We start from the raw sequence: 25228 nt of genomic DNA, 5'->3' as shown, positions 1-25228 counted from the left end.
GCAGCCTAGGCGAACGCCGCTCAGGCGAACACCTCGACCAACGTCAGGATGCCCAGGACGAGGCAGACGACGGCTCCGACGTAGTGCAGGACGTGCAGCTTGATGAACCGGAGCAACGTACGTCCCAGCAGCACCGCGAGCCCCGACACCGCCAGCAACGCGGCCCAGGAGCCGATGAAGACCGAGACCGGGTCGTGGTAGCGAGCCACCAGCGAGACGCTCAGCAGCTGGGAGAGGTCTCCCCACTCGGCCGCGAACAGGACCATGAAGCTGGCCAGGACCTGACGGAAGCCGCGTACGTCCTTTGCCTTCTCGGCGAACTCGCTGCCGTCGTCCTCGGAGGCGGTGCCGTGGTGGCGGCGCCCCTCGATGAACAGGAACACCGCGCCGCCGAGGAAGAGCAGGGCGGCGACGATGTGGATCAGGTCGGTCGGGAGGAGCGTCGCCACCCCACCGATCGCCACCGCGATGAGCGTCTGGATCGCGAACGCCGCGCCCACACCGAGCCACACGAAGATCGGCCGGTACTTCGTCGACAGCACCAGCGTCGCCAGGAACGTCTTGTCCGGCAGTTCGACGACGAAGATCGCGGCGAAGGCCAGCGCGACGACGGTGATGTCCATCAGGTTTCCGTTCCAGTTTCTTTACGTCAGGCTCATATCGTCGCACCACGGCCGCGCCGAGTCGTCACCGCGGCGAGGGCGGCGGCCTTGGCCTCGGCGAGTACGTCGATCGCCGGGCGATCGAGCGCGGCGGCGGCGCGCGCGACGTCGTCCCACTCGGGCTGCAGGTTGACGACCTCGTCGTCGAGGCAGGCGGCCTTGACCGCGATCGGGTGTCCCTCGACGTTCACGGTCAGCATCTCGCGGGGCAGGGCGTGCTTGACGACCTCGTGCTCGCGTACGCCGATCGTCGAGGTCTCCCGGAAGAACACCCGCCGGACCGCCTCGGCGGCACCTGGACGGGTGAGGGCGTGGAGCGTGTAGGCCGGTCGGCCCTTCTTCATCAGGATCGGCGTGACCCAGGCATCGTTCGCGCCGGCCGCGAGAAGCGCGTCGAGAGCCCCGGGGATGAGCCGCGGCTCGAGATCGTCGATGTTCGCCTCGATGACGAGCTCTGTCGGCGCGATGTCGTCTCCGACCGCACGATCACCGATCAGCAGGCGCAGTGTGTTCGACCAGCCCTCCGGGTTCCGGCTGCCGGCGCCGATGCCGATCGCTCGGGTCGTCATCGCTGGCTGGTCGCCCCACGAGGTGGCGAGAGTGGCGAGGAGGGCGGCACCCGTCGGCGTGCACAGCTCCATCTCGGGATGTCCCGAAGGCCCCGCGAAGGAAGGTACGCCGGTGAGCAGCCGCGCCACGGCCGGCGGCGGCACCGGAAGGGTGCCATGGGCGGCCCGGATCGAGCCCGACCCGACCGCGACGGGCGAGACCACGACCTCGCCGGCGCCCAGGTGCACGAAGCCGGCACAGACCCCGACGACGTCGGCGATCGCGTCCAGCGCCCCGACCTCGTGGAAGTGGACCTCCTCGGGCGAGATCCCGTGAACAGCGCCCTCGGCCTCAGCCAGCCGCTCGAAGACCCGCAGCGCCAGGTCACGCACGGCGCCGTCGAGAGCGGCGGCGGTCAGCAGTGCGCGGACGTCGGTCCAGGTGCGGTGATGGACCGAGTCGGCGATCTCGACATGACACCGGGTCGCGGCCAGCGCGCCACGGGTCACCGGCGCAGCAGCGAGATCCACCGGCTCGGGGGCGACCGCATCCACGGCCGAGGCGATCACCGAGAGAGGCACCCCGGCGCCGACGAGAGCGCCGAGCAGCATGTCCCCCGACGCCCCGGAGGATGCGTCGACCCAGACGACGCTCACCGAGCCCGCCGCGCGATCCGGGCCGCCGCGACCCCGGCGCCGTAGCCGTTGTCGATGTTGACCACGGTCACGCCGGGAGCGCACGAGTTGAGCATCGCCAGCAGCGCGGCCAGCCCGCCGAAGGAGGCGCCGTAGCCGACGGACGTCGGCACCCCGATCATCGGCACTCCCACCAGCCCGCCGACCACGGAGGGCAGGGCACCTTCCATCCCCGCGACGACGATCAGGCAGTCGGCGTCGTCGAGCCGGTCGCGTACGGCCATCAGGCGGTGGATCCCGGCGACGCCGACGTCGGTGATCCGCTCGACTCCGGCCCCGTGGACCCGTGCCGCGAGCGCGGCCTCGGCCGCGACCGGCCCGTCGGAGGTCCCGGCGGCCACGACGCACACCCGGCCGTGCGGGGTCGGCAGCGGCCCGAGCGTGACCGCACGCGCCTCGGCGTCATGGATCGCCGTCGGCAGCTCGGCCACGACCCGGGCGGCCGCCTCGGCGGAGACCCGGGTGGCCAGGACCGCGCGCGAGGGATGCGCCTCATGCAGTCGGCGAAGGATCGCGACGACCTGTTCGGGGGTCTTGCCGTCGGCGTACACGACCTCGGGGTCGCCGGTGCGGCGCTCCCGGTCGAGGTCGACGCGGGCGAACCCGAGGTCGGCGGTCGGCTCGTCGTCCGACATGACTCAGAACCGCGCCGGGTCGGCGGGGTAGACCCCCAGCAGCTTCACGTCGGTGGTGAAGAAGGCCAGCTCCTCCAGGGCCCGCTTCAGCCCCGGCTGGTCCGGGTGACCGTCGACCTCGGCGAGGAACTGGGTGGCGGTGAACTTCCCATCCACCATGTAGGACTCCAGCTTGGTCATGTTGACGCCGTTGGTCGCGAAGCCGCCGAGCGCCTTGTAGAGCGCCGCCGGGAGGTTGCGTACGTTGAAGATGAACGAGGTCACCACCGGACCCGCGTCGGCGGGAGCCTGGATGAAGTCGGGCGAGAGCACCACGAAGCGGGTGGTGTTGTGGTCGGCGTCCTCGATGTCGGTGGCGAGCACGTCCAGCCCGTAGATCGAGGCGGCCAGCGGCGGAGAGATCGCGGCCATCGTCGGGTCGCCCGCCTCGATCACCTCGCGCGCGGCGCCGGCGGTGTCACCGGAGACGACCGGCGTGAAGCCGTGCTCCCGGATGATGTTGCGGCACTGGCCCAGGGCATGGACGTGGGAGTGGACCGTACGGATGTCGTCGAGGTGGGCGCCGGGAAGGCCGAGCAGGTGGAACCGGATCCGCAGGTAGTGCTCGGCGATGATGTGCAGGTTGGACTCGGGGAGGAAGTGGTGGATGTCGGCCACCCGCCCGGCCAGGGAGTTGTCGATCGGGATCATCGCCAGCGACGCCTCACCTGCCTCGACGGTCGCAAAGACGTCCTCGAACGAGGCGCACGGCACCGACTCCAGCTCGGGGTAGTGCCGCTGGCACACCATGTGTGAGTTGGACCCTGGTTCGCCCTGATAGGCGATGCGATGTGGCTCGGACACAGCGACAGTCTAGATTCGCCCGATGTGCTCGCTCTTGCAATTCTCAGTCTGCTGACAGCAATCGCCGCCCTGGTCCTCGCCGGAGCGGCCTGGCAGAAGACGAAGGACGTACGTCGCCCCGACCCTGCCGACGTCGAGTCGCTCCCGACCGACGTCGCCGGTCTGCGCGCCGAGGTCGCGGCCCTGCGCGCCGAGTCGGCGATGAACCTGCGCCACCTCGCGGTCGTGCGCTTCGACGCCTTCGGAGACGCCGGCGGCCACCTGAGCTGGTGCCTTGCGCTGCTCGACGACAACGGCGACGGGGTCGTGCTCACCTCGATCCACGGCCGCACCGAGGCGAGGTCGTACGCGAAGAGCATCAGCGCCTGGAAGTCGTCCCAGCTGATGTCACCCGAGGAGACCGAGGCCGTCCAGCAGGCCAAGCCCAGGAGCTGATCCGGGCTGATCCGGGCCCAAAACGACACCGGCACGCTCGGGCGTGGCGGGGGAACCGTTCCGAGCGTGCCGGTTTTCAAACCCGGGCTGCGGGTGGGACGGCCCGGGAGTCGACCACTGGTCGCGGGGGATTTCCGACCAGTGTGTGGGTCTTGCCACGTCGCCGGCCGGAGTCAGGCTTGAGCCCGGTCGAAGACGACGACTCGGCTCACGCCGAGTCGTGTCAGACACCTTATGAACATTTACTTGTCAACAAGACATCTGTGTCGGCGAGTCGGCTCGGTTTTGCCACGAGAATCGACGCCAAACGCGCTGAAAACACGCAGAAAGAGGGACTTTAGACCCTGATTCCCGGGACGTTCGGCCCCATCGCGTGTCGTTTGGATTCGGGACCGAATCGGGACTGGCCGTCAGCGTGGCACACGGACGAGCAGGCGCCCGGGGAGGCACTGCATGCGGAGCTCGCGACCCTCGGAGATCGTGTCGCCGTCGAGCTGGCGCGGCTGGTCGTGGTTGGTCCGGATCACGACGCTGGCACCGGTCATCCGGTTGACCAGATTGTCGGTGCGCGGGCGCTTGCTCAGCACCCGGACCGCGAGCGGGAGCCAGGACCAGAATCGCTGCGGATAGAGCAGCACCACGTCGATGAGGCCGTCGTCGAGCGCGGCCGCCGGCAGCAGCGGCATGTTCGCCTGGAGGTAGCCGACGTTGCCGACCACGACCGTGCGCGCCCGGTGCCTGGTGAACTCGCCGTCGTCGACGGAGATCTCCAGCCGCATCGCCGGGAACATCAGGCTCTTGAAGGCGGAGAGGACGTACGCCATCCAGCCGATCCGCTTCTTGATGTCCTCGTTGACGCCGCTCATGATCGCGGCGTCGAAGCCCATCCCGGCCATGACCAGGAAGTTGGTGTCCTCGATGTTGTCGCCCGAGACCTCGACCAGGTCGATCGCCTGGTCCTGCCCGGTGAGCGCGACGTCGATCGCGGCGCGGATGTAGAGCGGGATCGACAGGTTGCGGGCCAGCAGGTTGCCGGTGCCGCCGGGGACGATCCCCACGGCGATGCCGGTGCCGGCCAGTGCGGAGCAGACCTCGCGTACGGTGCCGTCGCCGCCACAGACGAGGACCAGGTCGGCGCCCTCCGCCTGGGCCGCCAGCGCCATGCCCTTGCCCGGGTCGTCGACCGTGGTCAGGTGCCAGGTCGGCGTCTTCCAGCCGGACTCCTTGGCCATCGTGTTGACCATCGTCTTGAAATGCTCGACCGACTCGACCTTGATCGGGTTGAGGACGACCGCGATCTTCCGGTTGCCACGCACCGAGTCGACCAGCGGCCGACGTCCCAGCGCGTGCGAGGCGGGCAGCGGCGTGTAGAGCGCCATGCCGAGGAAGACGGCGCCGGCAGCGAAGAGGATCCCGCCGAGCACGTCGGAGGGGTAGTGGCGTCCGAGGAAGACCCGGTCGGCGGCGACGAGCACGACCAGCACGATGAGGCCGGTATAGGCCAGGCGGCGGATGCCGCGGCGGCGTACGAACATCGTCACGACCACCGCGATCACGCCCGCCAGCACCGCGATCCCGGTCGCATGACCGGACGGGTACGACGGTGACTCGTGGAACCACGACGCCAGCTGCCACGCGGGCCGGTCCCGGTCGACGAGCAGCACCACCGCGCGGCGTACGACCAGGGTGATCACCACGACGCCGAACACGTAGACCGCGGCGCGCAGGTACGTCCGGAACAGTCCCGCGGCGACCAGGAGCGCGACGCCGACAGCGAGATACCACTCGGTGCCCACCTCGACGACGTGCCAGAAGTCGAGCATCCAGCCGTTCTCCGCGGTCACCGCCGTCGCGTCCCAGCCGAGCTCGTCGATCGTCGAGACCGGGGGCCACCCGTTGATCCCCGCGATCCCGATGAGGGCGCACAGAGCGAACAGCGAAGCCGCCCAGAGCAGCAGGGCACGGCGCGAAAGGTCAAGCACGGTGAGTCAGTATGCGCGATACGTCTTCCACACAGTGAATGAACGGGCTGGACAAAACCGCGGGCGGGGCATGACTGAGAGCGCTACCGTTCGCTCTCCGCGCATGATTCGGGTCGGCGCCGGCACCCCTCGGTCCCTCGTCGTTGTGAGGTCTCTCATGCGCTCTCGCGCCTCCTCGTACGCCCTCCTCGGGCTCCTGTCCGTCCCCGCCGTCGCCCTCGGCGTCGGCGGCCTCCTCGCCGGCTCCGCCGCCGCGGCAGAAGGTGAGTGCGGCGGCAAGCCCGTCACCGTCGACCTCAGCGTCGAAGGTCAGGCGCCCACCGAGGGTGACGACGTGATCGTGCTCGCGGAAGGCCTCAATAGCAGCGTGCACGCGTTGGGAGGCGCCGACGTGATCTGCATGCGCGAGACCTCCAGTGTCGGAACCATCTACGGAGACGCCGGCGACGACGTCATCTACAGCAACACCGGGTCGCGGTCCGACGCTATTCGCGGTGGTGCGGGTAACGACATCGTCTACGGCGGCGATGCCAGCGACATCATCTATGGCGAAGGCGGCAGCGACTCGATCTACGGTGGCGCAGGCAACGACCTCCTGAGGCCGTCCGTGAGTTCCGGGGACGGCGCTGACGTTGCCCGTGGAGGGCCGGGAGCGGACCGTATCCACGCCGAGGCAGGGAGCTCCGAGGGCGACGTCCTCGACGGCGGGTCGGACGACGCTGCCATCGATGTCTTCTACCTCGGCGGTTCGAGCGCCGCTATCGACCTCGACATGTCCACAGGCACCTCGAACTGGGGCGCGACGGCTGTGGGATTTGAGTCAGTCAGCGCGACGAACTACGCGGATGTCATCGCCGGCACCAGTGGCGACGACGTCATCGATGCTTCGTACGGGAACGATCGGATCGACGCCGGAGCCGGGAACGACACACTCCAGGACGGTGCCGGTGAGGACATCGTCCACGGCGGTGATGGCGACGACACTTTCATCGGCAATCGGAGCGGCGGGTCCACCGACTACGACGAGCTCTGGGGCGACGGGGGGAACGACACAATCACCGGCGGACCGTACGGTGCGTTGGACCTGATCAGCGGCGACGATGGCAACGACGTTCTGAGCACCGGCGACGGCGCCGCACGCGTGTTCGGCGGACTCGGGGACGATGCGATCACTCTTGACGGCAGTGTGAGCTCGGCTGCATATGGCGGCGACGGGAGCGACACGATCAGTGTTGGAGCGATCGGTGGCGACGCCAACGGCGGCAACGGCAACGACACCATCTACGGAGGATCTACGTCGCTCTCCGCCAACGGTGACGCGGGGGACGACAAGATCTTCGGGGCCGCGGAGTCCAACTACATCAGGGGTGGCGCTGGGAACGACCTCATCGAAGGCGGATCCGGCAAGGACGAGCTGATCGGCGGTTCCGGCCTCGACTCGATCTACGGCAGGGGAGAAGCGGACGCGATCTACGGCGACGAGGACTACTACAGCCCCACCGTCGGGTCCGCTGACCGCATCGACGCCGGAGACGGCAACGACACCATCAAGCCTGGCCCCGGCAGCGACACCGTGAGTGCCGGAGAAGGCGCGGACACCGTCGTCGGTGATTCTGGCAACGACCGGATCCTCGGCGGTGGCGGCAACGACCGGCTGAAGGGCGACGCCGGCAACGACGTGATCGAGGGTGGCAGCGGAAACGACACGTTGGAAGGCGGAAACAACACCGACTCGCTGCGCGGCGACAGCGGCGACGATCTGCTCGCGGGCAACGCAGGCGACGACTCGCTGAACGGCGGCACCGGCATCGACACGGCGTCCTACGCCACTGCCGACAACCGCGTCACCGCGACCATGTCCCGTGCGACCGGGGGTGGCGGCACCGACACGCTCGTGGGAATGCAGAACCTGACGGGCAGCCCCTACTCGGATCGCCTCATCGGCGACGGTGGCGCCAACGTACTTCTTGGCGGAGCCGGCAGTGACACGATCTTCCCCGGCCTCGGAAACGACCGCGCGGAGGGTGGCTCGGGCACCGACACCGTCGAGTACTCGAATGTACGCAACGGGGTGAAGGTCGCGCTCAACACGACATCGGTGCAGTCGACGGGGGCGGGCGCGGATCGCCTGCTGACCTTCGAGCACGTGACGGGCACGAACTACGCCGACGTCCTGCGGGGCAACTCGGGGGCCAACAAGCTCCTCGGTCTCGGCGGTTCGGACCGAATCGAGGGCGGCTCGGGCAACGACTCGCTCTACGGTCACTCGGGCAACGATCGTCTCTACGGCGGCTACGGCCGTGACTACGGTGACGGTGGCACGGGCAGCGACAGCAGCTCGTCGGTCGAGCGGCGCGTACGCATTCCGTAGCCCCGGAGGTACGGGAGAGGTACGGGTTCGGGCGGCAGCACCGGTTCGCGACACTGCCCCTTTCGAGTTCCGAACACATGAATCGAGAGGGATCCATACAGTGAAGACATCGGTGCGGTTGCGCATGGGCGGCCTGCTCGCGGCGGCAGCTGTGGCAACGGGCGGACTGGTCGCCGTGGACGCGGGCACGGCGCCTGCGGAGGCCGCGGTCAGCTGCACGATCAGCAGCCCGAAGACCGTACGTCCCGGCAACACCGGCAGCTGCGTCACACTACTGCAGAAGGTGCTCGGTGGGCTCGAGCCGGACGGTTCGTTCGGGTCCGCGACGACTGCGCGGGTGAAGGACTACCAGAGCGCGAAGGGGCTGTCGGCGGACGGCATCGTCGGGTCGCGCACCTGGTCGAAGATCAAGGCGGGCATGTCCGGCGCCGGCACGATCGTCTCCTCGACCTCGACCGCGAACTGGTACGCCTGCGTCATCGTCCGCGGCGGCCAGTCGATCCGCTACACGGTCACCAACAAGCGCAGCACCGGGTGGCAGCAGGCCACGATCACCACCAGCGGCTCCCTGGCGAACCCGCTGATCCGTGGCTCGATCCCCAGCAAGGGCTCGCGCTCGACGGCGTCGAACCCGAGCGGGTTCCCGAAGACGTACCCGACGTCGGCCGCCTACATCACCTACACCGGCGGGACCTACTTCACCAACGACTCCTACGCCTACGACTTCCCCAACCGGACGGTCTACCGCTCGTGGCTGCGCCCGTGCGGCAAGACCAGCCCGGTCTACTGGTGACCGGCCGATTACTGAAGTGAGATCTGGTGGTCCAGTCGACTAGCCTTGCCGCATGATCGACCCGCGCATCCTCCGCGAAGACCCCGACCGCGTACGTGCCTCGCAGGAGCGCCGTGGCGCGTCCTCCGACGTGGTGGACCGGGCGCTGTCCGCGGACAGCGCCCGGCGCACGGCGATCGCGGACTTCGAGGCCAAGCGGGCCGAGCAGAAGCAGATGGGCAAGAAGGTCGCCCAGGCCAAGGGCGAGGAGAAGCAGCAGCTGCTCGCTGAGGTGAAGGAGCTCGCGGCCGCGGTCAAGCAGGCCGAGGCGGCGCAGGGCGTTGCCGAGGAGGAGTGGAAGAAGGCTCTCAAGGCCATCCCCAACCTCGCCGACGACGCCCCGGCCGGCGGTGAGGACGACTTCGTCCTGATCGAGAAGGTCGGCAAGCCGCGCGACTTCGAGGCCGAGGGCTTCGAGCCGCGTGACCACGTCGAGCTCGGCAAGCTGCTCGGCGCGATCGACCTCGAGCGAGGCGCCAAGGTCTCGGGCAGCCGCTTCTACTTCCTGACCGGGGTCGGCGCGGAGCTCGAGTTCGCGCTGATCAACCTGGCGATGGAGCAGGCCCGTGAGGCCGGCTTCACCCAGGTCATCGCGCCCGCGCTGGTGCGCCCGGAGGCGATGGAGGGCACCGGCTTCCTCGACCAGGTCGACGACGGCGTCTACAAGATCGAGGACGACGACCTCTACCTCGTCGGCACCTCGGAGGTGCCGATGGCGGCCTACCACTCCGACGAGATCCTCGACCCCGACACCCTCCCGCGGCGCTACGCCGCCTTCTCGTCGTGCTTCCGCAAGGAGGCCGGCTCGGCGGGCAAGGACACCAAGGGCATCATCCGGGTCCACCAGTTCGAGAAGGTGGAGATGTTCGTCTACACCACCGTCGAGGAGTCGTACGCCGAGCACCAGCGTCTCCTCGAGTGGGAGAAGGCCTTCCTGGACAAGCTCGAGCTCGCCTACCAGGTCATCGACGTGGCCGCGGGCGACCTCGGTCCGAGCGCGCTGCGGAAGTTCGACTGCGAGGCGTGGATCCCCACCCAGGGGAAGTACCGTGAGCTCACCTCGGCGTCCAACTGCACCACCTTCCAGGCACGTCGCCTCGACATCCGGGCGCGCACCGAGAATGGCACCACCCCGGTCGCCACCCTCAACGGCACGCTGACCGCGATCACCCGCGCCATCGTCGCCGTGCTGGAGACTCACCAGCAGGCCGACGGTTCGGTGCGGGTGCCGAAGGCGCTGCAGAAATGGCTCGGTCGCGAGGTCCTGGAGCCGATCCAGAAGTGAGCACGACCGAGAGCACCACCGCCCGGCCCGGTGAGGCCGCCTGGCAGCCGAAGCTCGTCGCGCTCGACATCGACGGCACCCTGCTGCGCTGGATCGAGGGCACCGGCACGACCTCCGAGGCTCTCTCGGACAAGGTGCGCGACGCGGTCCGCCGGGCCTACGACTCCGGCGCCCACGTGGTGCTCTCCTCCGGTCGCTCGGCCCACTCGATGACCGGGATCGCCGACCTGCTCGGGCTTCCGGACGAGGGCGCGGAGCGGTTGTGGATCGTCGCCTCCAACGGGGCGGTGGTGCTCCGCTACCCGCCGGTCGACGTGGTGCACGAGGAGACCTTCGACGCCCGCGCGGCGGTGGAGAACATCCTGGAACGACGGCCGAACGTGCTGGTCGCGGTCGAGAACCGTGGCCTGGGCTACCGGTTCAACCGGCCGTTCCCCGAGGGCGAGCTCGACGGTGCTCATCTGATCGCTCCGATCGACGAGATGGTCGCCGAGCCGGTCTCCCGGGTGATCATCCGCGATCCCGACGCGACACCGGAGGACTTCCTCGCCCTCGGCCGTGAGCTGGGACTGCACGGCATCGACTACGTGGTCGGCTACACCGCCTGGCTCGACCTCACCCCGGTCGGCGTCTCCAAGGCATCAGGCCTCTCCTACGTCTGCGACCAGCTCGACCTCGAGCCGGCCGACGTACTCGCCATCGGTGACGGCCGCAACGACGTCGAGATGCTCGAGTGGGCCGGTCGCGGGGTGGCCATGGGCAACGCCCCCGACGTCGTCCAGGCCGTGGCCGACGCGGTGACGGCCCACGTCGCCGACGACGGCGCGGCGCTGGAACTCTCCCGCTGGTTCTGAAAGTCTCAGCGCTCGTGACTCTTCCCAACACCGTCACGACGGAGCGGCTGACGCTGCCGTTGTGGACCCGCGCCGACGTCGAGGCCATCCGCGATCCCGACGGCGGGATCGGGCGGCCGCAGAGCTGGCACCCGCAGTTCCCGCGCGAGGACGACCGCGATGCGGCGACGATGTGGGTCGAGGGCGACCGGTGGAGCTCCCGCTACATCATGCGCAACGGGACCGTGCTCGGCTCGATCGGCTTCTTCGGGCCGCCCGACACCGCCCCTGACGGCACCCCGGAGACCGAGGTCGGCTACGGCCTGATCGAAGAGGCACGCGGGTGGGGTTTCGCGACCGAGGCGCTCAAGGGCCTGCTGGCGTGCGCCGACGAAGAGGGCGTACGCATCCGGGCCTCTGTCGAGCCCACCAATGCCGCCAGCCTCCGAGTGCTCGCCAAGTGCGGGTTCACCGAGCTGCGTGGCGCCGACGAGGACGGGCATCTGGTGATGGCCAGGCCGGTGCCCGGTGGCAGAATGGAAGAATGAGGACGCCGAAGCTCGTCGCCACCGACCTCGACGGCACCCTGGTCAGAGCGGACGGTTCGGTCTCGGACTTCACTCGTGGCGTGCTCGTGAAGCTCGAGGAGATCGGCGTGCCGGTCATCTTCGTAACCGGGAGGCCGCTGCGCTGGACCCGGGAGCTCTTCGAGCACATCGGCAGCGTCGGGCTGGCGATCGTCTCCAACGGAGCCCTGGTCTGGGACGTCGCCACCGATCAGCCCCGGCTCACCCGGCTGATCGAGCCGGCCCTGACCGCCGAGGTGGCGGCGGCGCTGAAGGAGAGCGTGCCCGGACTGGTCTTCGCGACTGAGTCGCTCGAGGGGTGGTCCTGCGAGCCCGAGTTCGCGACCCACACCTCCGACGCCCTCCGTCCCGCCAGGCGCGTCGCGACGATCGAGGAGCTCGCCGACGAGCCGCTGATCAAGCTGCTCGCCCGCCGTGACGACCACGACGACGCCGACGAGCTGCTCGCGGCCGCGGCGGCCGTCGTCGGCGATCGCGTCAACGTCACCCACTCGTCGTTCCCGCTGCTCGAGATCAGCGCTCCCGGGGTCACCAAGGCCTCCACGCTGGAGCTGGTCTGCACCGAGCTCGGCATCTCCGCCTCGGACGTGATCGCCTTCGGTGACATGCCCAACGACCTGCCGATGCTGAACTGGGCCGGGACCTCGTACGCCATGGCGGACGCCCATCCGAGCGTGGTCGCGTGCGCGTCGCACCTGGCGCCCGGGCACGAAGATGACGGTGTCGCGCGGGTCCTGGCTGGAGTCTTCGGCCTGTGACTGGTTTGATCTTCGCCATGCGCCGCGTCCCCCAGTTCCTCGCTGCCCTCGCCCTTGCGGTGACAGCGGTGGTCATGACGAGCCCCGCACCCGCCTCGGCAGCCCCCGTCACGGCTCCCGCGAAGTGCCCGGCCTTCGAGCTCAGCGACGCGGTCAAGGAGCCGCTGGTCTTCCACGCGCGGGTGACCGGCCCCGGCAAGGCCACCAAGAAGGGCGGCCCCGTGGTCTACCCGGTGACCGTCGTCAAGGCGCTCAAGGGCGTCACCGGCGGCAGCAGCCTCGACGTCGCGCTCAACCCCGGTGTGTGCCAGAAGAAGTCGCTGACCGCCAACGAGGACTACTACTTCTTCGTGCAGAAGAAGGGCGACACGATCCTCGCCGCCGGCAGCGCGCCGCGCGTGGAGGAATACACCGACAAGCTCCAGGCCGAGATCGCCAAGGAGTTCCCCGAGGTGATCGCCCCCGAGCCTCAGCAGGTGAGCTTCAGCGAGCCCGCGTCTCCCGAGGGCCAGAAGCTCGTCGAGGTCGCCGCCCCGGGCGTCGTACTCGTCGTCGTCGGCCTGCTCGGCCTGATCATCGTGATGATTCTCGGGCGACGGAAGGCCGGGTAATCGGGTCCGTTCCTTCGGCAAGGTATGCAGGCGAAGGATCACATCCCATGCGGAGCTCCGCTAGGGATGTGTGCCCTGATCTGCATACCTTGACGAAGGATCAGCCTCCGGCGCCCACCCCGGCGGCCGGAAGACGTAGCTCAGCTTGAGCCGCCAGCCGTCGGCGCTGCGTACGTCGGTCCAGAGCTCCCGGAAGGCGCCGTACTCCAGCCGGAGGAGGTTGTAGGTGTCGACCTTGTAGGTCAGGCCGTACGTCGGGCGCTGCCGTTCGGGCTGGAAGGTGCCGAAGAGGCGGTCCCAGATGATCAGGATGCCGGCGTAGTTCTTGTCCAGGTACTCCGGGTCGGAGCCGTGGTGGACGCGGTGGTGCGACGGCGTGTTGAGCACGAGCTCCAGCGGCCGCCAGAGCTTGCCGATCGTCTCGGTGTGCACGAAGAACTGGTAGATCAGGTTGATCGAGAAGGCGATGTAGATCGCCGCCGGTGAGATGCCGAGGAACGGCAGCGGCAGGAAGAAGAAGAACTCGAACCACGGGTTCCACTTCTGTCGCAGCGCGGTCGCGAACGTCATGTACTCGCTCGAGTGGTGCGCCTGGTGGGCCGCCCAGCCGACTCTCGTCCGGTGCACGAAGCGGTGGTTCCAGTAGTAGGCGAGGTCGACGACCACGACCGAGATCGCCAGACCCCACCACGTCTCCGGGATCTGCCACAGCGACGCGTAGGCGAAGATCGCCGCGTAGACCGCGAAGGTCAGCACCTTGAACACGGTCATCGACACGATCGAGCCGAGGCCCATCAGGATCGAGGTGCGTGCGTCCTTGAAGACGTAACCGGCCAGGTTGTCGTCGTGGTCGAGCCACTTCAGCGCCGCCAGCTCGATCAGGATCGAGACCACGAAGAACGGGATGGCGTACGTCAACGGGTTCTTCAACGGGTCGAGCATGTCGTTCATGGGGGACCTCCCGGGGATATGACCTTCGAGTAAGTTACCTCAAGGTCATATGCCGCCGCTAGACTCTTGGACATGTCACGGGCCAACGCTGGAACCAAGGGCGTCCCGCGCGCCGACCGCGAGCTGCAGATCCTGCGGGCCGCCTGCGAGGTCTTCGGCACCATGGGGTTCGCCAAGGCGTCGGTCGCCGGGATCGCCGCCGATGCCGGCATCTCGAAACCGCTGGTCTATCAGTACTTCGGCTCCAAGGAGGGCCTCTTCCTGGCCAGCTTCAACTACGGCGCCGAGACGCTCGCCGCCGAGATGGAGCGGGTCGCCGCCGACGACTCGGTCGGCGTCGAGCGTGGCCTGCGCACCCTCGACGGTCTCTTCCGTACGCTCGAGCCGCAGCCGTGGCTGTGGCGGCTCCTCTTCGACCCGTCAGCGCCCGACGACGGTGAGGTGGCGGCCGCCCGCGCCGTCTACACCGACCGGATCACCCGCCTCGCCGTCGAGGGCGTCGGCGAGCTGATGAGGCTCGTCGGTGATGATGATCCCCTCGACGCCTCCGCGCTGACCGCGGTCTGGATGAGTGCGGTCGACGCGCTGATCACCTGGTGGCTCGACCATCCCGGGGTCACGCCCGCTCAGATGACGGAGCGGTGTCATCGGCTGATCATCGCGATCTCCGGCGCCGCGCTACCCGCGGACCTCGCCGTGGATCTCAGCGCGGGCTGAGTCAGCGAGGTACGACGGGGAGTTCTGCAGGAGTTACTGCCGCGTAACCCCTGCAGAACTCCCCGTCGTATCTGCGGGCCGAGGACCGGCGGAACGCAGTAGCCTACGCGCGTGAGTATCGGCAGAGATCTCCAGTCGGCCATCTTCCGCAAGGGCCTGTTCGGCCACCGGCCCGTGGTGCCGACCGAGCCCTCGGCGCTCGCCGCGGCCGCCCAGCGGGCGATGAGCAAGGAGGCCTGGGCGTACGTCGACGGCGGAGCCGGCCAGCAGCGCACCGTCGCCGCCAACACCGCCGCCTTCGACCACTTCCGGCTGGTCCCGCGCATGCTCACCAACGTCGAGAGCCGCGATCTGCGCACCACGCTGTTCGGTGTGGACATGCCGGCGCCGCTGATGCTCGGCCCGGTCGGCGTGCTCGAGCTCGCCCATCCTCGCGCCGAGCACGAGGTCGCCGCGGCGGCCCGCGCGACGGGCATCCCGATGGTGATCTCCACCCAGGCCTCCGTCCCGATGGAGGAGGTCGCAATGGACCTGGGTGACACCCCACGGCTCTACCAGCTCTACTGGTCGAAGGACGAGACGATCGTCGAGTCCTTCGTACGCCGCGCCGAGGCCATCGGCTCCGACGCGCTGGTCGTCACTCTCGACACGCACATGCTCGGGTGGCGTACGCGTGATCTAGATCTGGGCTATCTGCCCTTCGCGCGGGGGCTGGGGATCGCCCAGTACACGTCCGATCCCGCCTTCCGTGCCCTCGTCGAGCAGCGCCTCTCCGGCGGCAGCGGGACGAGCGTGCGACCCGGGCTCCGGGAGATCCCCTCGGCGCTCACCGCGGTCGCCTCGATGGCCCAGCACCATCCCGGCAAGCTCGTCGACAACCTTCGCTCCGGTCACGCCCGAGCCGCGGTCGAGACCTTCCTCGACGTCTTCTCCCGCTCCGACCTGATCTGGGACGACCTCGACCGGCTGCGGGAGATGACCGACCTGCCGATCGTGCTGAAGGGACTCCAGGCGCCCGAGGACGCCCGGCGCGCGCTCGAGCACGGCGTCGACGGGATCATCGTCTCCAACCACGGCGGTCGCCAGGTCGACGGAGCCATCGCCTCCATCGACGCCCTGCCGAGCATCGTCGACGAGGTCGACGGCCGCATCCCGGTCCTCTTCGACTCCGGCATCCGCTCCGGCGCCGACATCCTCAAGGCGCTCGCCCTGGGTGCCGACGCGGTCCTCCTCGGCCGCCCCTACGTCTACGGCCTCGCCCTCGCCGGTGCCGCCGGCGTCCAGGCTGTCCTGGAGCACATGATCGCCGAGCTCGACCTCTCCCTCGGCCTCGTCGGCTGCCGCTCTGTCGAAGAGATCGGCCGCGAGCTCCTCGGCTGAGGAGAGCAGGTGAGAGCAGGGACACGCCTCGGCCGTGCCAAGTTCATACTTTATGAGGGGGCGCGATCTGTGTACCCCACTTACGATTCAAGTGATGAACCCGCAATCTCCGCCAGACATCGTCGTGATCGGCGGCTCCAACATGGATCTCCACGCTCGTGCACACGAGCAGGTGGTGATGGGGTCGAGCATGTCCGGATCCGCCGGTCTCTCGCCCGGCGGGGTCGGCCGCAACGTCGCGGAGAACCTCGCTCGGCTGGGCGACTCGGTCGCGCTGGTCTCGGTCGTCGGCGACGACCCGATCGGCGACGAGGTGATCAGCTACACCGAGGACGTCGGCGTCGACTGCACCTACGTCCGACGCCGGGCAGACGTACGCACCGGCACCTACAACGCCGTGCTCGACTCCTCCGGTGAGCTGGTGGTCGCGGTGGCCGACATGGCCGCGACCGACGAGTTCTCCCCGCTGGTCGTCGAGGCGGCCCGCGACCTGATCAAGAGTGCTCGCGGTGTGCTCGTCGAGGGCAACATCCCGGTCCGCACCGCCGACGTGGCGATCGACCTGGCCCGCGAGTTCGACGTGCCCGTCGTGTTCGACCCGGTCTCGGTGCCGAAGGCGAGGCGGGCGCGCGAGCTCATCCGGGCCGACCGCGAGCTCTATCTGGTCACGCCCAACCAGGCAGAGCTGGCCGCGCTGACCGACCTGCCCGCCGGCACCGACGCGGAGATCGAGAAGGCCGTCCACTCGCTGCACGACCGCGGTGTCGGCGTCGTCTGGGTGCGCCTCGGCGCCCGCGGCTCGGTGATCAGCTACAACGACATCTACCAAGAGCTTCCCGCCGTGCCGACCGACGTCGTCGACGTCACCGGCGCGGGCGACGCGATGCTCGCCGCGTTCACCCACGAGCTCCTCCGAGACGTCGACCTGGTCGCGGCGGCCCGGTTCGGGCACGCCGCGGCAGCGCTGACCTGCGGCACCCATGACACCGTCCGGATGGACCTCAGCGAGAGCCTCGTCCGGGAGCTGGCGTGAAGGTCCGGCTCACCGAAGAGGTCGGGGTCGCGCTCGCCGAGGGCCGCCCGGTCGTCGCGCTGGAGTCGACGATCATCAGCCACGGCATGCCCTATCCCGACAACGTCAAGATGGCCACCGAGGTCGAGCAGATCGTGCGCGACAACGGCGCCGTCCCGGCCACGATCGCGCTCCTCGACGGCATCCCTCGTGCCGGACTGTCGCCCGACGACCTCGAGCTCCTCGCCTCCGACCCCGACGTGACCAAGGTCAGCGTCCGCGACCTTCCCTACGTCGTCGCCCGCGGCCTCCACGGCGCGACCACGGTCGCGGCCACCATGCGCCTGGCGGCCATGGTCGGGATCAGGACGTTCGTGACCGGCGGGCTCGGTGGCGTACACCGGGGCGCGGCGACCTCCTTCGACATCTCCGCCGACCTGACCGAGCTCGCCCGCACCCAGGTCGCGGTGGTGAGCGCCGGCGTGAAGTCGATCCTCGACATCGGTCTGACCCTGGAGACCCTGGAGACCTACGGGGTGCCGGTCCTGGTCAACGGGAGCGACGAGTTCCCGGCCTTCTACTCCCGCAGCTCCGGGTTCGCGGCGCCGTTGCGCATCGACGGCCCCGACGAGGCCGCCGCGGTCATGAAGGCCACCTGGGAGCTCGGCCTCCCCAGCGGCTTGGTCGTCGCCAACCCGGTCCCGGCCGCCGACGAGATCCCCGCCGAGGTGATCGGGAAACACATCGACCAGGCTCTCGCCGACGCCGAGGCCCGTGACATCCACGGCAAGGACATCACCCCGTTCCTGCTCGCCAGGATCGTCGAGCTGACCGGCGGCGACTCGCTGGCGACCAACATCGCGCTGGTGCGCGACAACGCAGCCTTCGGCGCCCAAATGGCAGCATCCCATGCCGCGAGTGCCTAATTCCTCACCACTCGTTCACCCGGGCGACACTGCACGTGGCCTAACGTCTCGCCTACCTATGCGTTGATCCTCCCGTGACCGATAGCCCCCACATTGGCCCGACGATGACGGCCCCTTCCAGGCGCACCTTCCTCAAGGCCGGCCTGATCGGTGGTGCCGGTGTGGTCGCCGGCCCAGTGCTGTGGACGCAGGCGGCCAGGTCGGCCGCACCGGCCACCGGCGTACATCTGTCGTACGGCGCCAACCCGGTCAAGCAGATGAACGTCTCCTGGTCGACTGCCGGGTCGGTGCAGGCGCCGCGGCTCGACCTGGGCGTGACGCCCGACTACGGGCTCACTCTCCGACCCGAGTCGCTCTCCTCGATCCGCGTCGACAGCGTCTACCACCACGTCGACCTGAGCGACCTGCGACCGGGCACGCGCTACTACTACCGGCTCAGCCACGACGGGGGCACCGCGACCAGGGGCTCGTTCACCACCGCCCCGAAGACCACGGGGTCCTTCCGCTTCGCCGCCTTCGGCGACATGGGCGTGGCCGAGGACGCGGCGCGCAACGTGAACCTGATCCGTCAGCAGCGCGCCGAGTTCGCGTTCGTCGTCGGCGACATCGCGTACGCCGACACCGGTGGCCAGGGCAAGAGCCGGGAGACGCAGCAGGACTTCGGTGTCTGGGACGAGTTCCTGACCCAGATCCAGCCCAGCGCCAACGCGATCCCGTGGATGACCGTCGTCGGCAACCACGAGATGGAGAACGGCAACGGCGAGCTCGGCTACGACGGCCACCGCGCTCGCTTCCGTCACCCCGGCAACGGCGCCGGCGGCGGACAGGAGACCTACTCCTTCGTCCGCGGCAACGTCGCCTTCATCGCCCTCGACGGCAACGACGCGACGTACGAGTACACGCGGAACGCGGGCTACCTCGGCGAGACGCTGGACAGCTGGCTCGAGCAGCGGCTGGCCGACTTCCGGGCCCGCAAGGACATCGACTTCATCCTGGTCGGCTTCCACCAGTGCGCCTACTGCACCAACATCGCGCACGCCTCGGACGGCGGCATCCGCGACCGCTGGGAGGCGCTCTTCGATCGCTATCAGGTCGACGTCGTGATCAACGGCCACAACCACTGCTACGAGCGCACCCACCTGATGCGCGACGGCAAGCCGGTCCAGGAGGCGCCGCGCGGCTCCACGGTCAGCACCAACGAGGGGACGATCTACATCACCGCCGGCGGCGGTGGCGGCTCGACCTATCCCGATGTGCTGCCGGTGCTCTCCTACTACACGGACAAGAACGGCCTGAAGATCCCCGAGCCGACGACCTACCGCGCCGTCGGCGACGCCACCCACTCGGTCGCCTTCTTCGACGCGCACCCGCGCGACGCCCACGGGCAGGCGAGGCTGGACCTCGAGGTCATCGCCACCGACGGCTCCGAGGTCGACACGCTCACCATCGCTAGGTCGCGTTGATGCGCACCCAATTAGAGTTGATGCGCGTGGGGGGATTCAGAAGGAGGAAGCCGAGGTTGCTCAGCGTCGTCGTGCCGGTCTACAACGTGGCCGACTACGTCGCCGACAGCCTCGACAGCATCCTTCATCAGCCGTTGCGTGAGGTCTGTGCCATCGAGGTGCTCGTCGTCGACGACGGCTCCACCGACGGGTCGGCCGAGATCGTCAAGGACATCGCCGCGAAGGACCCTCGGGTCACGCTGATCTCGCAGCCCAACTCCGGTGTCTCGATCGCCCGTCACACCGGGATCGAGGCCGCCAGCGGTGACCTGCTCACCTTCGTCGACCCCGATGACATCCTGCCCCGCGACGCCTGGAGCTCGATGGTGAAGACGCTGCGGCGTACGGGCTCCGACTTCGTCGTCGGCTCCGCCGAGCGGATCACCCTCGTGAACGGTGAGGAGCGGAGGTACGTCACCCCGCTGATGCGCCGCAACCACACCCGGACACGACTCAGATGCCGGATCGAGGACGCCCCGCTGATGCTCGCGGACGTGTTCGTGTGGAACAAGATCTTCCGGCGCTCCTTCTGGACCGACAACGAGATCACCTTCCCCGAGCGCACCCGCTATCAGGACCAGGTGGCCCTGACCCAGGCGTTCCTGGCCGCCAGGAACTTCGACATCCTCACCGACGTCGTCTACGACTGGCGGGTCCGCTCCGACTTCTCCTCCGCGACCCAGAAGCGCGCCCAGATCGCCAACCTGCTCGAGCGGATCACGACCAAGCGCCAGACCGTCGAGCTCGTGGCCGGCTCGGGCTCGGCGAAGCTGATGCGTACGCTGCGCACCGAGATCCTCCCGATCGACATGTGGGAGCACTTCCGCGCGGCCGTCAACCCCACCACCGAGGACCCCGACCGCTACTGGTCGCTGCTGCGCGGCGCCGTCCTCGAGTTCTGGTACGACGCCGGCGTCCCCTTCGAGGAGACCACCGTCCCGCGTGGCCAGCGCCTGATGGCCTGGCTGGTCTCGCAGGACCGCCGCGACGACCTCGCCGCCCTCATCGAGACGATCGACGAGCGTGGCCCGGCCAAGGGCATCGAGGTATTCGCCGCTGCGGAGGACCTGCCCGTCGGGCTCTGAGCACCTCCCTGTCGGCCTCCAACGGAAAGCCCTGGGGCGTATAACACGGCCCTAGTGGCTCAGGGACTTAAGACCTGCGATATACCCAGATGCGTAGGGAATTGGGCGATTCCCGTTGCACGCCTGTTCCCCGGGGGGCAAGGTGTGGGCACCCCACGTCATTGCTTCGAGGAGCCCACTGAATGCCCAGCGTCGAGCTGTCGGCCGGTCCGATCGATTTCGAGGATACCGGCGGTGACGGCCCTGTCCTCGTACTCCTCCATGGAGTGCCGATGGATGGCCGTCTGTGGCGCCGTGCGCTGCCCTACCTCGGCGGCTTCCGGGTGATCCGGCCGACACTTCCGCTGGGTGGTCACCGGCGGCCGATGCGGCCCGACGCGGACCTCAGCCAGCAGGGTGTGGCGAGCATCCTCGGCGACTTCCTCGACGCGCTCGACCTCCACGACGTCACCCTCGTCCTCAACGACTGGGGCGGTGGCCAGTTCCTCATCAACGCCGACCGCACCGACCGCATCGCGCGGTTGGCGCTGGTGGCGTGCGAGGCCTTCGACAACTACCCGCCCAAGGCGGCCAAGCCGCTGGCGGTGCTCTCGAAGGTGCCGCCGCTGTTCACCGCCGCGCTTCAGTTGCTCCGCATGGAGAGCTTCCGGCAGATGAGCTCCGGCTACGGCGGGATGTCGGTCGACAAGAGCTACCACCTCTACGACGACCTCGTTCACGGCTGGTTCGCGCCGGCGCTGACCGACCGGGCGATCCGCCGCGACTTCATCAAGTTCGCCGGCGGTGCTCCTGGTCGCGACGAGCTGCTCGAGCTGGCCGAGGGTCAGCAGAAGTTCACCAAGCCGGTGCTCGTCGTCTGGGCCGACCAGGACACGATGATGCCTGCCGAGCACGGTCCGCGTCTGGTCGCGCACTATCCGGACGCCCGGCTGGAGATCGTCAAGGACTCCTCCACGCTGGTGCCGATCGACCAGCCCGAGCTGCTCGCCGGGCTACTTCGTGAGTTCGTGCTCGGTGGTCGCGGTCCGGTTGACCCGGTACGCGAGGAAGCTCGGGACGAGTAGCGCACACACCGCGATCCCAAGGAGGTTGAGCAGGCCACCTCCGGTGGTCGCGATCGCGGTGCCGACCACGGCTGCCGCGCCTCCGTGCAGGACGTCGGCCACTCGCGGGCCACCCGCGACGACGACCGTGAAGACCCCCTGCAGCCGGCCGCGTACGTTGTCGTCGGCCGCCGACTGCAGGATCGACATCCGGATGGCCGCGGAGGCCACATCGGCGGCGCCGGCGACCATCATGAAGAACACGGCGAGCCCCAGCATCAGGGCCGTGCTGCGCTTGTCAACGGCGAGCTCGGCGAACGCGACGGTGAGCCCGAACAGGGTGATCCCGAGGGCCCACACGCCGATGCAGTAGATGACCACGCGCCCCTGGGCCTCGATCCGCGAGACCCAGCCGGAGAAGATCCCACCGATCACCGCGCCGGCCGGGATCGCCGCGAAGAGCAGCGCGAACGCGATCCCGCCCTCCGAGGGGCCGCCGAAGGACTCGTGGGCGATCTGCGGGAACAGCGCCCGCGGCATCGCGAAGACCATCGCGATCAGGTCGACCACGAAGCTCATCAGCAGCACCGGCTGATGGCGCAGGTAGGCGAAGCCGTCCCACACCGAGCGCAGCCCGGGAACCTTCGAGCCGGCGCCTTCGACGGGGATCCTCGGCAGCAGCACGACCGCGTAGAGGGTCGCGAAGAGGGTGACGGTGTCGATGGCGTACAGCCAGGTGAACCCGGTGAACGGCAGCATCACGCCGGCGACCAGCGGTCCCGCGATCGCGCCGGCCTGGAAGACCGTCATGCTGAGCGAGTTGGCGGCCGGGAGCAGGTGCGCGGGCAGGATCTTGGGCAGCAGCGAGTTCCGGGTCGGCTGGTTGACCGCGAAGAAGGCCTGCTGGACCGAGAAGAGGCACAGCAGCAGCCAGACGTTGGTGTTGCCGAGCGCGGACTGGAGCCAGAAGAGCGCGCTGGTGCCGATCAGCCCCGTGGTCGAGACCATCAGGATCGTACGCCGGTCGAAGTGGTCCGCGAGCGCGCCGCCGTAGAGACCGAAGACGATCAGCGGGACGAGTCCGAAGACACCCGTCAGCCCGACGTACGCCGAGGAGCCGGTGTCCGCGTAGATCTGGGCCGGCACCGCGACGACGGTGAGCTGGGCGCCGATCATCGTGATGATCCCGGCGATCCACAGGCGCCGGAAGTGTGGCTCCTGCAGGGGGCGGGTGTCCGCGACGGCACCCTTGAGCTTGGCGCTGATGCTCATCGCTGTGCGGTCTTCGACATGGTTAACGATGCTAAGCGAATGAATTTACCTGGAGAAATTCTGATGTGAGGTGTCGGATCGAGGTGTAGACGTTCGTAGCAAGGGTGAGAGGCGGCCACCGAGGCCGTCCGACACAAAGGAGTGAGCACCATGGCCAAGTACCTGATGTCCGTCTGGGGTCCCGACTCGGACTACGAGAAGGAGAACTACGGCTACGCCTCGGAGGAAGAGATGATGAAGTCGTTCGAGGCGACCGGGAAGTTCAACGACAAGCTCCAGCAGGAGGGCTACTTCGTCTTCGCCGACGGCCTCGATGCCGCCAAGACGGCGACCGTCGTCGACGGTCAGGGCGAGAAGCCGGTCATCACCGACGGCCCCTACGCAGAGGCCAAGGAGTACATGGCGGGCTTCTGGATCATCGATGTCCCCGACCTCGATGTCGCCCTCAAGCTTGCCGGCGAGGCCTCCGCGGCCTGCCTCGGCAAGGTCGAGGTGCGCCCGATGCAGACCGGCCCCGAGGCGTGAGCTGCCGTTGACGGATATCGACGAGGCGATCACCCGGGCCCACCAAGAGGAGTGGGCACGGGTGGTCGCCAGCCTCGCCAAGCGCTTCGGCGACCTCGACATCGCCGAGGAGGCCGCGGCCGAGGCGTTCACGGTCGCAGTCGAGCGCTGGCCGCTCGATGGCGTACCCCCTAACCCGGGCGCCTGGCTCACCACCACCGCCAACCGCCGCGCGATCGACCGGATCCGCCGCGAGTCCAAGCGTGACGACAAGCAGAAGGAGGCCGTCGCGATGCACGATGACACCCCGCACGAGCCTCTCGGCGCGATCGAGGACGACCGGCTCCGACTGCTGTTCACCTGCTGCCACCCCGCGCTCGCACCCGAGGCGCGGATCGCGCTGACGCTGCGTATGGTCGGCGGCCTGACCGTGCCCGAGATCGCGAACGCCTTCCTGGTCCAGGAGACCACGATGGGCCAGCGGATCACCCGCGCGAAGACCAAGATCAAGGCCGCTCACATCCCCTACCGGGTCCCCGAGGCAGCCGATCTTCCCGAGCGCGTCTCGGGCGTCCTGGCCGTCCTCTTCCTGGTCTTCAACGAGGGCTACCTCTCCTCCGGCGACCACGAGAATCCCGTACGCGGCGACCTGACCCTCGAGGCCATCCGGCTGACCCGGCTGGTCCGTGCGCTGCTCCCGGACGACGGCGAGGTCGTTGGCCTGCTGGCCCTGATGCTGCTGATCGAGGCGCGGCGTACGGCTCGGATCTCGGCGACCGGCGAGCTGGTCCGGCTCGATGAGCAGGACCGCGGCTCGTGGGATCTCGCGCTGATCGCCGAGGGCCACGCGCTGGTGCGCGAGCGGCTCGAGGTCGTCGCGAACGGTGGCCCGCGGCCCGGGCGCTACCAGATCCTGGCCGCCATCAACGCCGTCCACACCTCGGTTCGCGACGCCCGCGACACCGACTGGTCCCAGATCGTCGCGCTCTACGACCAGATGATCCGGGTCGACGGCTCACCGATCGTCCGTCTCAACCGGGCGATCGCCGTCGCCGAGCTGGACGGCCCCGAGGTCGCGCTCGCCGAGATCGACCGGCTCGGCCTGGACGACTACCACGCCTTCCACGCCACCCGAGCCGATCTGCTGCGCCGACTCGGCCGCAGCGGCGAGTCGCGTGCGGCGTACGACAAGGCCATCGAGCTCGCCGAGAACGCCGCCGAGGTCGCGCTGCTGACCAGACGCCGGGACCAGCTCGGACGAAGTTGAAGATATTTCGTGCGACGCTGTCGGATCGGCGCAGGTGCGTTCGTAGAAGGAGTGAGCGGCGGTCACCGGACTGCCCCAGAGACGAGGAGACGATACGCATGCCTGAGTACCTGATCGTGTTCAACGACGAGTGGGTTCCCGAGCACACGATGGAGGAGCTGAAGCTGAAGCGCGACACCTCGACGGCCGTGATCGAGGAGATGAAGTCCGAAGGTGTCTTCGTCTACGGCAACGGAGCGCTCGATGCCTCGACCGCGCTCTTCAGCGTCGAGGCCAGCAACGGCGAACCGGTCTTCACCGACGGCCCGTACGTCGAGACCAAGGAGCACCTCGGTGGCTTCTGCGTCATCGACGCCCCCGACGAGGATGCGGCGCGCTACTGGGCGGGTCGGCTGACGGTCGCGCTCGACTGGCCGCAAGAAGTCCATCGGTTCCCGGACATGTTCCGATCGGAGGAGTGAGCGTACGCACCTGAAACGCTTCGCCGGATC

The 25228-nt window shown here is 68.8% G+C and carries 25 protein-coding genes; 18 read left to right on the top strand and 7 right to left on the bottom strand.

Annotated elements, in window-relative coordinates:
* Positions 1 to 20 precede the first annotated feature (20 nt).
* Genes OH802_RS03350 through OH802_RS03335 form a run of 4 tightly spaced genes read right to left on the bottom strand, consistent with a single transcriptional unit; the run spans position 21 to position 3330 of the window.
* Positions 21 to 623 (bottom strand): TMEM165/GDT1 family protein, encoded by a 603-nt coding sequence (locus OH802_RS03350; protein ID WP_406025089.1) that lies wholly within the window; start codon positions 621 to 623, stop codon positions 21 to 23.
* Positions 624 to 655: 32 nt separating this feature from the next.
* Entirely contained in the window at positions 656 to 1867 is a 1212-nt protein-coding gene (gene larC / locus OH802_RS03345) for a nickel pincer cofactor biosynthesis protein LarC (protein WP_406025087.1), read from the bottom strand.
* Positions 1864 to 2541, bottom strand: coding sequence for a nickel pincer cofactor biosynthesis protein LarB (gene larB / locus OH802_RS03340; RefSeq protein ID WP_406025085.1), 678 nt, complete (start codon positions 2539 to 2541; stop codon positions 1864 to 1866). The genes larC and larB overlap by 4 nt, the downstream gene beginning before the upstream one ends.
* 3 nt (positions 2542 to 2544) lie before the next feature.
* Positions 2545 to 3330, bottom strand: coding sequence for a prephenate dehydratase (locus OH802_RS03335; protein ID WP_406029225.1), 786 nt, complete (start codon positions 3328 to 3330; stop codon positions 2545 to 2547).
* A 78-nt stretch (positions 3331 to 3408) separates the two neighbouring features.
* On the opposite strand from OH802_RS03335, the gene OH802_RS03330 reads away from it, so the two are divergent.
* A complete protein-coding gene (locus OH802_RS03330) occupies positions 3409 to 3819 on the top strand; it encodes a DUF4446 family protein (RefSeq protein ID WP_406025083.1) in 411 nt (136 codons plus the stop codon).
* 410 nt (positions 3820 to 4229) lie between these two features.
* Here OH802_RS03330 and OH802_RS03325 read toward each other — a convergent pair whose 3' ends face one another.
* The gene (locus OH802_RS03325) at positions 4230 to 5801 is read right to left on the bottom strand and encodes a YegS/Rv2252/BmrU family lipid kinase (RefSeq protein ID WP_406025082.1); all 1572 of its coding nucleotides are present in this window, start codon (positions 5799 to 5801) and stop codon (positions 4230 to 4232) included.
* Between the two features lie 157 nt (positions 5802 to 5958).
* Between OH802_RS03325 and OH802_RS03320 the strand changes: the two genes are divergently transcribed.
* From OH802_RS03320 to OH802_RS03290, 7 genes are all read left to right on the top strand, one after another.
* A complete protein-coding gene (locus OH802_RS03320) occupies positions 5959 to 8172 on the top strand; it encodes a calcium-binding protein (protein ID WP_406025080.1) in 2214 nt (737 codons plus the stop codon).
* Positions 8173 to 8272: 100 nt separating this feature from the next.
* The gene (locus OH802_RS03315; RefSeq protein ID WP_406025078.1) at positions 8273 to 8965 is read left to right on the top strand and encodes a peptidoglycan-binding protein; all 693 of its coding nucleotides are present in this window, start codon (positions 8273 to 8275) and stop codon (positions 8963 to 8965) included.
* 52 nt (positions 8966 to 9017) lie between these two features.
* Positions 9018 to 10289, top strand: a complete 1272-nt coding sequence (gene serS, locus OH802_RS03310) for a serine--tRNA ligase (protein ID WP_406025076.1) — start codon at positions 9018 to 9020, stop codon at positions 10287 to 10289.
* The gene (locus tag OH802_RS03305) at positions 10286 to 11143 is read left to right on the top strand and encodes an HAD family hydrolase (RefSeq protein WP_406025074.1); all 858 of its coding nucleotides are present in this window, start codon (positions 10286 to 10288) and stop codon (positions 11141 to 11143) included. Before serS ends, OH802_RS03305 begins: the two co-directional genes overlap by 4 nt.
* Positions 11144 to 11157: 14 nt before the next feature.
* Complete coding sequence (locus OH802_RS03300) at positions 11158 to 11670, top strand: GNAT family N-acetyltransferase (RefSeq protein ID WP_406025072.1); 513 nt, start codon at positions 11158 to 11160, stop codon at positions 11668 to 11670.
* Positions 11667 to 12467: an HAD family hydrolase gene (locus tag OH802_RS03295; protein ID WP_406025070.1), complete on the top strand. Its 801-nt coding sequence runs from the start codon at positions 11667 to 11669 to the stop codon at positions 12465 to 12467. The genes OH802_RS03300 and OH802_RS03295 overlap by 4 nt, the downstream gene beginning before the upstream one ends.
* Positions 12464 to 13078 (top strand): hypothetical protein, encoded by a 615-nt coding sequence (locus OH802_RS03290; RefSeq protein WP_406025069.1) that lies wholly within the window; start codon positions 12464 to 12466, stop codon positions 13076 to 13078. The genes OH802_RS03295 and OH802_RS03290 overlap by 4 nt, the downstream gene beginning before the upstream one ends.
* A gap of 60 nt (positions 13079 to 13138) precedes the next feature.
* Here the strand turns inward: OH802_RS03290 and OH802_RS03285 are convergent, their stop codons facing one another.
* The gene (locus tag OH802_RS03285) at positions 13139 to 14029 is read right to left on the bottom strand and encodes a sterol desaturase family protein (protein WP_406025067.1); all 891 of its coding nucleotides are present in this window, start codon (positions 14027 to 14029) and stop codon (positions 13139 to 13141) included.
* 72 nt (positions 14030 to 14101) lie between these two features.
* On the opposite strand from OH802_RS03285, the gene OH802_RS03280 reads away from it, so the two are divergent.
* The 7 genes from OH802_RS03280 to OH802_RS03250 all read left to right on the top strand — a co-directional run bounded on the left by OH802_RS03280 (position 14102) and on the right by OH802_RS03250 (position 21715).
* Positions 14102 to 14746 carry a TetR/AcrR family transcriptional regulator gene (locus OH802_RS03280; protein WP_406025065.1) on the top strand — a complete coding sequence of 215 codons (645 nt, stop codon included), beginning with the start codon at positions 14102 to 14104 and terminating at the stop codon, positions 14744 to 14746.
* 111 nt (positions 14747 to 14857) lie between these two features.
* Entirely contained in the window at positions 14858 to 16126 is a 1269-nt protein-coding gene (locus tag OH802_RS03275; RefSeq protein ID WP_406025063.1) for an alpha-hydroxy-acid oxidizing protein, read from the top strand.
* A 94-nt stretch (positions 16127 to 16220) separates the two neighbouring features.
* Positions 16221 to 17159 (top strand): carbohydrate kinase family protein, encoded by a 939-nt coding sequence (locus tag OH802_RS03270; protein ID WP_406025061.1) that lies wholly within the window; start codon positions 16221 to 16223, stop codon positions 17157 to 17159.
* Positions 17156 to 18064, top strand: coding sequence for a pseudouridine-5'-phosphate glycosidase (locus tag OH802_RS03265; RefSeq protein ID WP_406025059.1), 909 nt, complete (start codon positions 17156 to 17158; stop codon positions 18062 to 18064). The genes OH802_RS03270 and OH802_RS03265 overlap by 4 nt, the downstream gene beginning before the upstream one ends.
* Before the next feature lie 104 nt (positions 18065 to 18168).
* Positions 18169 to 19527, top strand: coding sequence for a purple acid phosphatase family protein (locus OH802_RS03260; RefSeq protein ID WP_406025057.1), 1359 nt, complete (start codon positions 18169 to 18171; stop codon positions 19525 to 19527).
* Between the two features lie 56 nt (positions 19528 to 19583).
* Positions 19584 to 20651 carry a glycosyltransferase family 2 protein gene (locus OH802_RS03255; protein WP_406025055.1) on the top strand — a complete coding sequence of 356 codons (1068 nt, stop codon included), beginning with the start codon at positions 19584 to 19586 and terminating at the stop codon, positions 20649 to 20651.
* A 182-nt stretch (positions 20652 to 20833) separates the two neighbouring features.
* Entirely contained in the window at positions 20834 to 21715 is an 882-nt protein-coding gene (locus OH802_RS03250; protein ID WP_406025053.1) for an alpha/beta fold hydrolase, read from the top strand.
* Here OH802_RS03250 and OH802_RS03245 read toward each other — a convergent pair.
* On the bottom strand, positions 21644 to 22966 hold the full coding sequence (locus tag OH802_RS03245) for an MFS transporter (protein WP_406025051.1): 1323 nt from the start codon (positions 22964 to 22966) through the stop codon (positions 21644 to 21646). The two genes, OH802_RS03250 and OH802_RS03245, sit on opposite strands and share 72 nt — an antisense overlap.
* Before the next feature lie 150 nt (positions 22967 to 23116).
* Between OH802_RS03245 and OH802_RS03240 the strand changes: the two genes are divergently transcribed.
* From OH802_RS03240 to OH802_RS03230, 3 genes are all read left to right on the top strand, one after another.
* Positions 23117 to 23491 carry a YciI family protein gene (locus OH802_RS03240; RefSeq protein WP_406025049.1) on the top strand — a complete coding sequence of 125 codons (375 nt, stop codon included), beginning with the start codon at positions 23117 to 23119 and terminating at the stop codon, positions 23489 to 23491.
* Positions 23492 to 23498: 7 nt separating this feature from the next.
* On the top strand, positions 23499 to 24737 hold the full coding sequence (locus OH802_RS03235) for an RNA polymerase sigma factor (RefSeq protein WP_406025047.1): 1239 nt from the start codon (positions 23499 to 23501) through the stop codon (positions 24735 to 24737).
* 98 nt (positions 24738 to 24835) lie between these two features.
* The gene (locus OH802_RS03230) at positions 24836 to 25198 is read left to right on the top strand and encodes a YciI family protein (protein ID WP_406025045.1); all 363 of its coding nucleotides are present in this window, start codon (positions 24836 to 24838) and stop codon (positions 25196 to 25198) included.
* The last annotated feature ends 30 nt before the right edge of the window (positions 25199 to 25228 follow it).

The organism is Nocardioides sp. NBC_00850 (assembly GCF_045207335.1).
GTDB lineage: Bacteria > Actinomycetota > Actinomycetes > Propionibacteriales > Nocardioidaceae > Nocardioides.
Note: the sequence above shows the minus strand (reverse complement) of the source record. Positions and strands in the feature narration are given on the sequence as shown.

Coding starts and splice junctions, on each gene's coding strand:
- OH802_RS03250 (WP_406025053.1), top strand. CDS start 20,834: ATGCCCAGCGTCGAGCTGTCGGCCGGTCCGATCGATTTCGAGGATACC.
- OH802_RS03295 (WP_406025070.1), top strand. CDS start 11,667: ATGAGGACGCCGAAGCTCGTCGCCACCGACCTCGACGGCACCCTGGTC.
- OH802_RS03320 (WP_406025080.1), top strand. CDS start 5,959: ATGCGCTCTCGCGCCTCCTCGTACGCCCTCCTCGGGCTCCTGTCCGTC.
- OH802_RS03230 (WP_406025045.1), top strand. CDS start 24,836: ATGCCTGAGTACCTGATCGTGTTCAACGACGAGTGGGTTCCCGAGCAC.
- OH802_RS03350 (WP_406025089.1), bottom strand. CDS start 623: ATGGACATCACCGTCGTCGCGCTGGCCTTCGCCGCGATCTTCGTCGTC.
- OH802_RS03285 (WP_406025067.1), bottom strand. CDS start 14,029: ATGAACGACATGCTCGACCCGTTGAAGAACCCGTTGACGTACGCCATC.
- larB (WP_406025085.1), bottom strand. CDS start 2,541: ATGTCGGACGACGAGCCGACCGCCGACCTCGGGTTCGCCCGCGTCGAC.
- OH802_RS03270 (WP_406025061.1), top strand. CDS start 16,221: ATGAACCCGCAATCTCCGCCAGACATCGTCGTGATCGGCGGCTCCAAC.
- OH802_RS03280 (WP_406025065.1), top strand. CDS start 14,102: ATGTCACGGGCCAACGCTGGAACCAAGGGCGTCCCGCGCGCCGACCGC.
- serS (WP_406025076.1), top strand. CDS start 9,018: ATGATCGACCCGCGCATCCTCCGCGAAGACCCCGACCGCGTACGTGCC.
- OH802_RS03260 (WP_406025057.1), top strand. CDS start 18,169: ATGACGGCCCCTTCCAGGCGCACCTTCCTCAAGGCCGGCCTGATCGGT.
- OH802_RS03245 (WP_406025051.1), bottom strand. CDS start 22,966: ATGAGCATCAGCGCCAAGCTCAAGGGTGCCGTCGCGGACACCCGCCCC.
- OH802_RS03335 (WP_406029225.1), bottom strand. CDS start 3,330: ATGGTGTGCCAGCGGCACTACCCCGAGCTGGAGTCGGTGCCGTGCGCC.
- OH802_RS03240 (WP_406025049.1), top strand. CDS start 23,117: ATGGCCAAGTACCTGATGTCCGTCTGGGGTCCCGACTCGGACTACGAG.